This window comes from Aquiflexum sp. (genome assembly GCF_041751335.1).
GTDB lineage: Bacteria > Bacteroidota > Bacteroidia > Cytophagales > Cyclobacteriaceae > Aquiflexum.
In genome coordinates this window covers 1-11,266 of the sequence record NZ_JBGSXS010000018.1, presented here as the reverse complement: position 1 = coordinate 11,266, position 11,266 = coordinate 1, and the positions used below count along the sequence as shown (strand labels likewise).

The 11,266-nt window shown below is 38.8% G+C and carries 14 protein-coding genes; 8 read left to right on the top strand and 6 right to left on the bottom strand.

Annotated features, from left to right (window positions below):
• Nucleotides 1-481: 481 nt before the first annotated feature.
• Both ACEW8U_RS00885 and ACEW8U_RS00880 read right to left on the bottom strand, forming a co-directional pair.
• Nucleotides 482-631 (bottom strand): hypothetical protein, encoded by a 150-nt coding sequence (locus ACEW8U_RS00885; RefSeq protein WP_373520144.1) that lies wholly within the window; start codon nt 629-631, stop codon nt 482-484.
• Between the two features lie 454 nt (nt 632-1,085).
• On the bottom strand, nt 1,086-2,216 hold the full coding sequence (locus ACEW8U_RS00880) for a DUF4221 family protein (RefSeq protein ID WP_373520143.1): 1,131 nt from the start codon (nt 2,214-2,216) through the stop codon (nt 1,086-1,088).
• A 420-nt stretch (nt 2,217-2,636) separates the two neighbouring features.
• Here ACEW8U_RS00880 and ACEW8U_RS00875 point away from each other — a divergent pair, with 420 nt between their 5' ends.
• From ACEW8U_RS00875 to ACEW8U_RS00850, 6 genes are all read left to right on the top strand, one after another.
• A complete protein-coding gene (locus ACEW8U_RS00875; protein ID WP_373520142.1) occupies nt 2,637-3,392 on the top strand; it encodes a (Fe-S)-binding protein in 756 nt (251 codons plus the stop codon).
• Entirely contained in the window at nt 3,389-4,747 is a 1,359-nt protein-coding gene (locus tag ACEW8U_RS00870) for a lactate utilization protein B (RefSeq protein WP_373520141.1), read from the top strand. Before ACEW8U_RS00875 ends, ACEW8U_RS00870 begins: the two co-directional genes overlap by 4 nt.
• Entirely contained in the window at nt 4,723-5,304 is a 582-nt protein-coding gene (locus tag ACEW8U_RS00865; RefSeq protein ID WP_373520140.1) for a lactate utilization protein C, read from the top strand. The genes ACEW8U_RS00870 and ACEW8U_RS00865 overlap by 25 nt, the downstream gene beginning before the upstream one ends.
• Nucleotides 5,305-5,515: 211 nt before the next feature.
• Nucleotides 5,516-5,890, top strand: coding sequence for a hypothetical protein (locus ACEW8U_RS00860; RefSeq protein ID WP_373520139.1), 375 nt, complete (start codon nt 5,516-5,518; stop codon nt 5,888-5,890).
• A gap of 39 nt (nt 5,891-5,929) precedes the next feature.
• Nucleotides 5,930-6,079, top strand: a complete 150-nt coding sequence (locus ACEW8U_RS00855; RefSeq protein ID WP_373520138.1) for a hypothetical protein — start codon at nt 5,930-5,932, stop codon at nt 6,077-6,079.
• Between the two features lie 161 nt (nt 6,080-6,240).
• Nucleotides 6,241-6,522 (top strand): hypothetical protein, encoded by a 282-nt coding sequence (locus tag ACEW8U_RS00850; protein WP_373520137.1) that lies wholly within the window; start codon nt 6,241-6,243, stop codon nt 6,520-6,522.
• A gap of 139 nt (nt 6,523-6,661) precedes the next feature.
• Here ACEW8U_RS00850 and ACEW8U_RS00845 read toward each other — a convergent pair whose 3' ends face one another.
• From ACEW8U_RS00845 to ACEW8U_RS00830, 4 genes are all read right to left on the bottom strand, one after another.
• Entirely contained in the window at nt 6,662-8,062 is a 1,401-nt protein-coding gene (locus ACEW8U_RS00845; protein WP_373520136.1) for a sugar porter family MFS transporter, read from the bottom strand.
• Nucleotides 8,063-8,164: 102 nt separating this feature from the next.
• Nucleotides 8,165-8,455 carry a winged helix-turn-helix domain-containing protein gene (locus ACEW8U_RS00840; RefSeq protein WP_373520135.1) on the bottom strand — a complete coding sequence of 97 codons (291 nt, stop codon included), beginning with the start codon at nt 8,453-8,455 and terminating at the stop codon, nt 8,165-8,167.
• Nucleotide 8,456: 1 nt separating this feature from the next.
• Entirely contained in the window at nt 8,457-9,029 is a 573-nt protein-coding gene (locus ACEW8U_RS00835; protein WP_373520134.1) for a hypothetical protein, read from the bottom strand.
• 11 nt (nt 9,030-9,040) lie between these two features.
• The gene (locus tag ACEW8U_RS00830; protein ID WP_373520133.1) at nt 9,041-9,547 is read right to left on the bottom strand and encodes a hypothetical protein; all 507 of its coding nucleotides are present in this window, start codon (nt 9,545-9,547) and stop codon (nt 9,041-9,043) included.
• 294 nt (nt 9,548-9,841) lie between these two features.
• On the opposite strand from ACEW8U_RS00830, the gene ACEW8U_RS00825 reads away from it, so the two are divergent.
• Together ACEW8U_RS00825 and ACEW8U_RS00820 are read left to right on the top strand one after the other, a co-directional pair.
• Entirely contained in the window at nt 9,842-10,216 is a 375-nt protein-coding gene (locus tag ACEW8U_RS00825) for a transmembrane 220 family protein (RefSeq protein ID WP_373520132.1), read from the top strand.
• Between the two features lie 28 nt (nt 10,217-10,244).
• Nucleotides 10,245-10,994: an NIPSNAP family protein gene (locus ACEW8U_RS00820; protein WP_373520131.1), complete on the top strand. Its 750-nt coding sequence runs from the start codon at nt 10,245-10,247 to the stop codon at nt 10,992-10,994.
• Nucleotides 10,995-11,266 lie beyond the last annotated feature (272 nt).

Here is an 11,266-nt window from a genome sequence, read left to right as displayed (position 1 = left end):
AACCAAGGGGCAGTAAGGTTGTGGCAGAAATTGGGGTTTAAAATCATCGGGGAAATTCCGGAAGCCTTTAATCACATGCAATTAGGAATGACGAATGCTTATATCATGTATCGAAAGTTATCATGAAACAGGTTTGTTAAGTCCAAATCTTATATCAAAATTTAAACTTTTGGTATAGAATGATATTAGTTGATACTTATGGATATTTATTTCTTGATATTTTTTAGCGAGGTTAATTTTTCAGATTTCTTGGTAGAATAATAGAATGAATTCTAAAAATCGGTCCTAATATTTAGAACGTAATCGAAAAATCAGGCGTATTTTTTAGATTACAATCTAAAAATTCGGTATGCCTTTGAATTCAAATGGAAATATCAGAAAGTCAGATTTCCTGCGTCTTTTCTCCAATCCTATCCGGAACATCAGACGGCGGTGGTAAACAGAAAGGAATTTGAGGGATTCGTTGGCTTGTAAAAAAAAATCATCTCTTCAACTGCACTATTCCAATCACTGGATTGGCTTCTTCTTGGGCACCTTCCATAGTTTTAATTAAAGATATTCTTAGTGGATTCCACAACAAGAAGGAATAAAGAGGCCTATTCAAGTCATTCATCGCTTTTATAAGATTCATTTGCGGTTATTTTCATTCATAAAAATGTTCTCAATCACATTTTTTCCTTTGAATAAATGTAGTTTGACACACTTTTTCCTTTGAAAAAGTGTAAACCGGATCTCAAAAGCTGGAATTCCTCTTAAAGCTCATGAGGATTTTAGTGCTTTCAAACTATTTCTTTTGGACAGAAAGTTATCAGAACTTCATTATCGGACTACAGAAAAGAGGATTGGCTTGTCAATGTTCCCTTGTATGGAATCCATACTATCTGATAATTTTGGATCAAAAAAGGGCTCACGGCTTATCCCGATTTGCACAGATTTTTTCTGTGGTCATCTGTGGTATCTGGGAGAAACCAAAAGACTTTTTCACATTGATGTGAACAGAAAACTTGGATCTCTTGGAATCCTCCTGACTACACTTTTTTTAACTGCTTCATTGAAATGAACTTTATCCAGATTTTCCATATTTGCTATGGCCCAGTTTTTAAAAAATCCAATCTAACGCGAATAAATCCTAGTTCATCCTCAAAATTATGATAGAGATAGATTTGATTGTCTACTATAAAAATCCTGTAAGGTTTTATCCGGAATTCCGGAATCAGAAATTCCTCTACAATATTCAAATCCTTGTCCATGACAAAAAGGTAATTGTCATATTCAGGGTTTTCCATTTCGACATTTATTGAAGACAGCTTATAACCCCATCTAAAGATTTTCTGGTTTTCCTCATCCCATATTGGGATAAGGAATGACATTCTTTTTTCAAGATCCCTCTTGAAATCTTCGGATTCCTTTTCACTATGCACTTCCTTGATTTTGTCTACTTTTGGGACATCTTCGTAGAAGTTTGATATTGAATTGATAAGCTGAATTGAATCAGAATTTGTCCTATAAACAGCCATTTGTGGATAAGATCGATTGTGTAAAATAAAATCATCTGAAAAATCCACTATAGAAAAACCTGTTACATAAGTAAAACTTGATTTCCCCAAGTAGGTAATTACAGTACTGCTAATCAAATTCTCAGAACCGGGAATTTCTTTCAATTCATAAACATCTTCTTTAAAGTCATAAATCAACAAATTGAATTCAGGTTTTCCAAAAGTTGTAATGACGTTGTAAATTTTATTCTGATGTATTTTAAAACCTGTATGTCCAAATCTTTTTGCCAATTCTTCCTGAACATAAAACAAATGGTCAAATCCTATTTTTTCTTTTAGATTACCCTCTAAGTCAACCTTGTAAAATCTATTATCCCCTTGAAGAACAAATGTGGAATCATCCCAAACCTTAAATCCTATAAACCAATCCCCAATCCCATTCGGCCCTTCCCTTTCTAAAAGCACTTCCTTCTCTAATCTTGCCGTTTCCAGATCAATAATCTGCAGTTTCAATTGCTCAACGTCGATATTGAATAACTTTTTCTGATCTATTGACAATCCAGAATAAGTGAGATTTTCCTTAAGATAAATGATGTCGGACCCTGAATCTATCATAAGGGTATCAATCTTATACTTTTCAATCCCAGCATCTTTTAGTTCATTGGATTGAGAACATCTGAAAAAAAGAAAAACATAAATTGAAATAACCAGAATTCTCATAAGGGCTAACTTGAGAACAGAAATCTACTGAAAATATAATGCAAAACAAGAGGACTACTTTTAATGGTCACAAGTGCAAGGTGAATTGCTTAGAATAATAACAACTTCCATGCTTAGCATTTGAACAAAACTTATCATAAGAATTTCATACCTTACACCACAGGATAATCATTCCCTGATATTTTTTGATATTCAAAAATTCCAAAAATGATAAATCAGAGTTAGGTGGATATTAACAAAGATATTGATGGATACTAATTGATACTTGTGGATACTTGTCCTCCCTGAGGCTGGTTAGATAACTCATTTCTGACAACACCTAAGAATCTTGAACCAATCTGCCTAAAGACGGCAGGCAGGTATCAATGAATATCCAATATCCACCAATATCAATACCAATAATATGTATCTTAGAGAATCATGAAATTCAATAAAAATATCGCCCTCTTCATCCCCTGCTACGTCGACCAATTCTACCCCAATGTAGCCATTGCCACTTTGGAATTGTTGGAAAAACTGGGTTGCCAGGTGACCTATCCCATGGGACAGACCTGTTGCGGTCAGCCCATGGCCAATGCGGGTTATGAACGGGACACCGTTGGTACCACCAAACACTTTTTAAAAACCTTCAAAGACTATGACTATATCGTAGCCCCCTCCGGTTCTTGCGTGCTGCATGTCAAAGAACATTCCCCAACTGTTCCCGGTTTAGAATCTGAACAGCATGCCACACAACACAAAATCTACGAGTTGACGGAATTCATCGCCGATATTTTAAAGGTAGATTCTATTCAGGGAAGCTATCCACACAAAGTAGGCTACCATGCTTCCTGCCATGGACAGCGGGGACTGCGGTTGGCTTCCGCAAGTGAACTGCATGAAACGCCTTTCAATAAAGCCCGGCAACTCCTGAAGCATCTTGAAGGCTTGGAATGGGTGGAATTGACCCGAAAAGATGAATGCTGCGGATTTGGGGGGACTTTCGCCGTCACTGAGGAAGCACTATCCGTACAGATGGGAAAAGACCGTTTGGAAGACCACCTTGTCCACGGTGTGGAAGTTCTGACGGGTGGGGACATGTCCTGTATCATGCATTTGGAAGGAATAGCACGCAGGAACAAACAACCACTACAATTCAAACACATCGCCGAAATCCTAAACGAAGCCATCTCATGAGCCACCCCGCCAAAGCATCAGAATTTTTGGAAGACAGTGCCAAATCCAAATGGCATGACGAGACGCTGTGGTTTGTCAGGGACAAGCGTGACACCATCAGCAAGGCTATTCCGGAATGGGAGCAGTTAAGGGAGCTTGCTTCCGGGATCAAAGACAATGTACTGGCCAATTTGGACAATTATCTTATTGAATTTGAAAAAAATGCCAAAGCCAACAACATCCATGTGCATTGGGCCAAAGATGCGGAAGAACATAATCAAATTGTCCTAAGCATCCTCCAACAACACAGATGCAAGGCCATCGTCAAAAGCAAATCCATCCTGACAGAAGAATGTCATCTCAATCCTTATCTGGAAGAAAACGGCGTAGAGGTAGTAGATACAGATTTGGGTGAGCGTATCGTGCAGTTCCTAAATCAACCGCCAAGCCATATAGTACTTCCAGCCATTCACCTGAAAAAAAGGGATATTTCGGAGATATTCCATGAAAAACTGCAAACTGAAAAAGGCAACGAAGACCCAACTTACCTGACCCATGCTGCAAGGGTGCACCTGCGGGAAAAATTCCTTGGGGCGAAAGTTGCTATTACAGGTGTTAATTTTGGAGTTGCCGAGACAGGTGAATTTGTGGTCTGCACCAATGAAGGAAATGCCGATATGGGGGTACACCTGGCCGATGTACATATTGCCTGTATGGGCATAGAAAAAATCATTCCCAGGCGAAAAGACCTTGGGGTATTCCTCCGCCTATTGGCCCGCTCTGCTACAGGGCAGCCCATTACCAATTACAATTCCCATTTCCGTTCGCCTTCGCCCGATAAAGAAATCCATATTGTCCTGTTGGACAATGGCCGAACCGAACAGTTGGGACGAGAAAAATTCAAAAATTCCCTGAAATGCATCCGATGTGGTGCATGTATGAATACCTGTCCCATCTACCGCAGAAGTGGGGGATACAGTTATGGTTCAGTGGTACCCGGCCCAATAGGTTCAATCCTATCTCCAGGTCTGGATTTGAAAAAACACAGCTCATTGCCTTTTGCATCGACCCTTTGTGGGTCCTGTTCGGATGTCTGTCCGGTTAAGATCAACATTCACGAGCAACTCTATGAATGGAGGCAGGAAATCACCAAGGACCAGGGCACCAATGCCAAAAGCATTTCCATGAAAATCGCCAATGGTATTTTTGCTGTTCCCTTTGCTTATAAAGTCAGCGGGGCCATGATGCGTGGAGCCTTAAAAATCCTTCCTGACAGCATCACCTATTCGGGTTTGAATACTTGGGGCAAGCAGCGAGATCTGCCCGAAACTCCAAAAGAAACTTTTAAAGAATGGTACAAAAAGAACAGGTCGTGAGTAGCAGAGACAATATTTTAGCTAAAATAAAAGCCATCCCAATGGAGCAAAAGCCCTTGCCTGAAATTCCTGATTTTGAATTAAAGCTAGAATTAATAGAGCTTTTTATTCAATCCATTAAAGGAAATAAAGGAGAGGTGATCGATCAAAAACAATTAAGGGAGTTTTTGGAAATCAACCGATTTACCAAAATCATTGACCTTTCTAAAAACTTTCCAGATTTGGGTACCCTGGAATTAGTAAAAGATCCCCATGATTTGGCAGATTTGGAAGTGGCCATTATCAAAGGGCAGTTTGGGGTAGCAGAAAACGGAGGGATTTGGCTGACAGATGATAATATGGGTTTAAGGGCATTGCCTTTTATTACCGAGCATTTGGTAATTGTTTTGGAAGAAAAATCTCTAGTCTCCAACATGCATACCGCCTACCAAAAAATCGGAAACCAACATTCCGGTTTCGGGCTCTTTCTTGCCGGCCCTTCCAAAACCGCAGATATCGAGCAATCACTGGTGATTGGGGCGCATGGGGCGAAGAGTTTGAGGGTGGTTTTTATTTAGAAATAAGAACCAAGATTCAAGAAACAAGACCCATTGGTTCAAATCTTTGACTTGGACAAAATTAGAGGCAGTCTTCAGACTGCAACGTGTTCAACTACACCATTGTACCGGGGAACAACCTGTCGGGAGAATTGACGTAAAGAAGAAATGTGGGCTTATTTATTTTGTGCCTTTGTTCTATATTTTATTCCGGCCTTTAAATTCAGAAAAGATGAAAAAACTTTCTTATCTAATTATGATGGTTTTATTTGCAGGATTTTCATGCCTGGAAAAAGCCGAGGAACCTACGTTTGAAGCCTGCGGTGTACAAAATCCCGTAAAAGAATTGACATGGTTGGCTGAAATAACATCGTCTTCTGAACCATCTGGACTTGGCAGTTATTTTTACATTACTCAAGCCGAATATACCGGAGAAACTATTTTTATAATGAGAAACTGTTGTCCCCATTGCAATACTGTCATCACAGCATATAATTGTGAAGGTACTCTTTTGGGTGTAGTAGGTCAGGAATCTGAAATTGATGCCAGTTTGATACTCAATGAAAGAACCATCTGGAAGCCAGATAATTCTTCTTGCTTCAATTGACTTCATAGGTTCAATTCGCAGCGGCTAAAAGACCAAATCATGAGAGAGGTAACCCTAAAAATCCCGGAAGAAAAATTCACGCTCTGTTTAGAGCTATTTGAACAACTTGGACTTGAAGCCGAATTTGAATATAAAATACCCGAGGAGCATAAAGAAATCGTAAGGGAAAGAATTAGGAAAAGGGAATAGGCGGGTTTTTTATCTTTAATGGAAAAATCCTCAGCTACGCTTCTGCTTACTTAAAAGTTTAATGCGAATTTCCAATTATAAATATTAAGTTTTTTTGAATGTGATATTTCCAATTTTAAAATCAATTCAATTTTTACTATATTGAAGAAAACCAATTATTTATGAAAACGAACCGACACATTAAGATTATTTTTGCCGCTAAGTATTTTCTTTTGGCATTTCTATTCATTCCATTTCTTTCCTATTCCCAAAAGCAACAGGATATTCCCAGGCCACGTGGACCTATTGACCTATCGGAAACCAGTAATGTTGTTATTTATCTAGTGATTCCGGCAATCATCATCATTGTATTTTTGATTTTTAGAAAAAGAATCGGAAGGAATAAAGAAGAGAAATCAGAAGGTGTGAAGAAACGCATTGACGAGAAAAATAGAGAGGCTTAAAGCTTAACCTTTGGAGTCTCAACCTTTGGATTTTTTTTCAAACCTCGAAGTTTTATGGTATGTAGAGAGGTTTTTAATCTGTTAAAAGGGTAAAAGACCTTCGGGGTTTTAAAAACCCCAATGGTCAGCACCTACCACCTCACCCCAACTCCCTTTCTATCTGCTCCAATGATTTTCCTTTGGTCTCCGGAAGGACAAGATATAAAACCACAAATCCAACAGCACAGATTATCCCATACAACCAAAAGTTATTGGCCCAACCCAAATTCTCCTTTATTGTAGGGAAAGAATAAGTGAGGGTAAAATTACCAACCCAATGCGCCAAAGCAGCTATAGACATGGCTGCACCCCTAATCCTTGTCGGAAAAATCTCGGACAAAACCACCCACAACAAAGGTGCAAGGGTAAAGGAGTAAAACATCACATTGGCCAATACCAAAAATACCACCACCCATCCACCCTGATCAACATAAAAAGAATATCCGATGAGCAGGTATAAAAATGTCATGGCTGAAGTGCCAATCAGTAGCAGTTTTTTTCTTCCAAATTTGTCAACGGTGAAAATGGTAATAAATACAGACAGCACCATCACTGAACCGATGACCACTATGTTGAGCATCATCTGCTTCAAGGTATAACCTGCTGCCTGAAATATGTCAGCTGCATAATAAATGATCACATTCACTCCGCTCCATTGTTGGAGAAAAGATAAAAATATGCCAATGGCCAAAAACTTGACCACACGTTTGTTGAGCAATTCTTTGAAGTTGACCTTGGCCAGGTCTTCTTTTCGTATTGTTGTTTTTATCTCAGCGACGGCAAGATTCTCATAAAATTCTCCTCCAATTCTTTGAAGAATCTTCCTTGCTTTTGACTCCTCATTGTTTTTGACCAACCATCGGGCACTTTCCGGTACAAAAAACATCAGGGTAAAAAACAGCATCGCAGGAATCACTTCGACTCCAAACATCCACCGCCAGCCATAATTCCCATTCCAACTAGCCGCAATCTGCTCAAAAGAAGCCTCATCAGGCATCATCGTATCCAATAAGGAAATCTGCCAGTTGACCAATTGGGCCAGCAGCACACCTATCATAATCAACAATTGATTGATGGTGACAAACATGCCCCGTTTCTCGGGAGGGGCGATTTCCGCAATATACAGTGGGGAAAGATTGAGTGCTATTCCCATGGCTACTCCTCCGGCTATCCTATAGAAATTAAACCCCCAAAAGGTATCGGATAAAGCTGTTCCAATGGCAGAAAGGGAAAAAAGGAATCCGGAAAATATCAATAACCTTTTCCGTCCCAATCGGTCACTTAAAATGATGCATAGGATAGCACCCAACATACATCCCACCAAAGCGGAACTTGTTCCCCAGCCTTGGTCTGTTGGTGAAGTGATATTAAAAAAAGGTTCATAAAACGGTTTGGCCCCACCGATCACTACCCAATCGTACCCAAATAGAAATCCGCCCAAAGCGGCTGTCAAACTGACCAACCAAATGAATTTTTGGTTATACTCAATCTTTTGTTCCATCAATTATTTGAAATAGGGTGTTTTCATGACATTCTAAAAAATTATTTGAAACAAAATAGAGAAATTTATACACTCTTCAAAAAATCCCTAGGTTTTAAAAACTCAATCCTTTTGCCGGATATAGCCTTCCAAAGCTGTGACATATCCTTCAAAAGCTTCCTTGCCCCTAGTGGTGATTTTGCAGGTAGTCAAGGGAAAATTGTCACGAAATGTTTTTTCAACATCAATATAACCGGCCTCCTTCAGTTTGGAAATCTGAACACTTAGATTCCCAGATGTTGAGCCGGTTTTCTCTTTGAGATAGTTAAACTCCGCTTCTTCCACAGCCATCAATAATGAAACTACCGCAAGTCTCAATTGACTGTGGAGAAGAGGATCCAGATTTTTGAACATCTTAATTATTGGGTTTCATCAAATGGGCGGGTGCAATGTAGCTCACAATGATGGCCAACATCAGCAAAAGTAATTGAAATTGAAATATTAGAAAAAATGCAAACACTCCCAATGCAATACTTAGGATTCCTCCCCAATTCAAATATTTATTCTGAAGAGCGGAACCTGTTGAAAAGCAGGCAACACCATACAGCATCATAAATACTGGGTAGACAAACTCCCAGCCAATATGAAATGCACCAATGACCATTCCAATGACAGCCATAAACATCCCACCCCAAATCCCCTGCATGACCCTGCCGGGAAAAGTAACCACTTGTGAAGAATTCACTTTTCTCCTGATGTAAATAAAATGAATTACACTTATGAGTGGCATAATCAACCAAACAACATACGGATGCTCATAGCCAATTACAAATGCCAAAAGATAATGCGTGGCCGCACAGGCCAATGTGGCATAGCCCCACAAAAAATAAAGAAATCTATCTGAATACACCTGGTATTTGGTGCTTTCTATCATTGAGCGGATCAACTGAAGGCTTTCAGCTTCATCCCAGTTTTTAGTCTTTTCCATTTTTCGTCCTTTTATTTTTTGTCCAACAACATACTAAAGCTCGGGTACCAAACACTCCCGTTGGGGGAAAAATCGCCTTTCTCGCTCCATTGTCCTTTTTCATTCAAGGTAATAAAATACCTCACTTTCCCTTGGGGAAGATCAAAACCCCATTCCCATTGGTCATCATTGTGAACCTTGATATAGGCTTGTGTTTTTTCACCGGTGCTGAGCCAACTTTGCATCTCATAATCCTGTTTGCTTTCATCGAAAGTGATCACTGCAAACGCATTAAACTCTAACTTCCCCTCATTGTACCCTTTCCCCTCAATACTCAAAAGTTTTCCACTCAACCTCAATTCAACACTTTCATGTTGATCAAGGACGATAGTTTGTCCAGGCCCGGTATTGACATTGGCTGCCCCTTGCCATTGGCCTTTAATGAAAGATATTTTTTCCAAGGCCTGTTCAGATGTCATTTGTGCCGATACTGAAAATGACCCGAAGACCAAACCTGCAAATAAAAGTAGTTTTCTCATAGCAATATTTTTTTTATGTCAACAAATGTAAAGTAGTTTATATTATAAACCAAAATATTTCAAATATTCTCTCTTTTAATAGAAATCAAAAATTAACTTTATCAAAACTTAAATACCCAAAATGGATATCCCCTACTTTGCCATTGAGCCAATATTCTATTACAGGCAGGACGGGAAACCGAAGTACCGGACATTTCTATCTCATGACAATAATTATATTGAATTTCCATTTTACTGGCATCATTGCGAACATACATTATACCCAAACAACTAAATCTTAACCCATCCATTGCTATGAAAAATTTCCCTAAATATTTTTTCCTTTTCTGGATCTTCGGATTTTCGTTATTCGCTTATTGGCAGATCAATGATCCTGATCCTGAGATTTGGGTAACCATTTATGCTGTTGCTATATTGTTTTCGGCAATGGCAGCTAGAGGCAAACATCCTTTGATCCCATTGAGTATTGCGATTGTTACTTGTGTCATTGGAGCCGTTTATTTTTTCCCGGATTCTGTTCGAGAATGGATTGGATTTGAAATTCAAAATAAAGACTTGAGCATGAAAACCCAAGAATCAGAAGAGGCGAGAGAAACATTTGGGCTTTTGATTATTGCCTCAGTTTTATCTTATTCGGCATTCATAGGCTGGAAAAAAAGAAACCAATAATGAAAAATACATTTAACCGTACCTAATTATGAAAAGATTGACCATCCTTACCTTAATTCTACTTACCATAAACATAATACCTGTAAAGGCTCAAGAATCCAAGTATTATGAAATGAGGACCTATACCGCTAATGTGGGAAAAAGGCCTGACTTGATCAAAAGATTTGAAGACCATACACTGAGGTTATTCGAGAAAAATGGTATTGAGAATTTTGCCTATTTTATCCCAGCGGATGAATCAAGCAATACTTTAACATTTATTTTGGCATATCCAGACCAGGAATCTAGAGATATACTTTGGAATAAATTTGCAAATGATCCTGATTGGCAGAAAGCTTATAAAGCTTCAGAGGCAAATGGCCCACTAGTGGCAAAAGTTGACCAGGTATTTATGACCATTGCCCCAGAATTGACTCCTGAAATAATCAGGGATACAAATGTAGGCAAACGGGTGTTTGAGTTGAGAATTTATTATATGTTTCCCGGTAAAGTAGATGCCATCCATGCGAGGTTTAGGGATTATACACGTGAGTTGTTTCAGAAACATGGAATGACCAATGTAGTTTATTGGTATTCTGTAGAAAAAAATGGTGAACAACAGAAACTCGTTTATCTACTGGCACACAAAGATGAAAAAGCAGGCAAAGCCTCCTTTGAAAAATTCGGCAAAGACCCTGCTTGGATTACGGTGAGAGATGCTTCTGAAAGGAATGGCAAGATTGTCCAAAAAGTTGAATCTGTTTATCTAAATCTTTTGCCTTTTTCTCCTTTGAAATAATTTATAATAGTTGTATGCTTTCTTGTAAGTAAGGTCCAAACCCTGGTTGATGTGACCGATGACCGAAGACCGATGTAACAGGCTTTGAAGCATTTACCTTTGTGTTCTATTGATTTGCCTATTTACTGGCAGATTTGTGCATAATCTTATAATTTATAATTCATGCCATGACTTTTAAAGATATCCTCTAATTCTTTAACACATCTGATTGAGTCATGGCATGAGTGCTGAATTTATTTTGACTTAAACTCCGCAGAAAACAGAATAGCCGT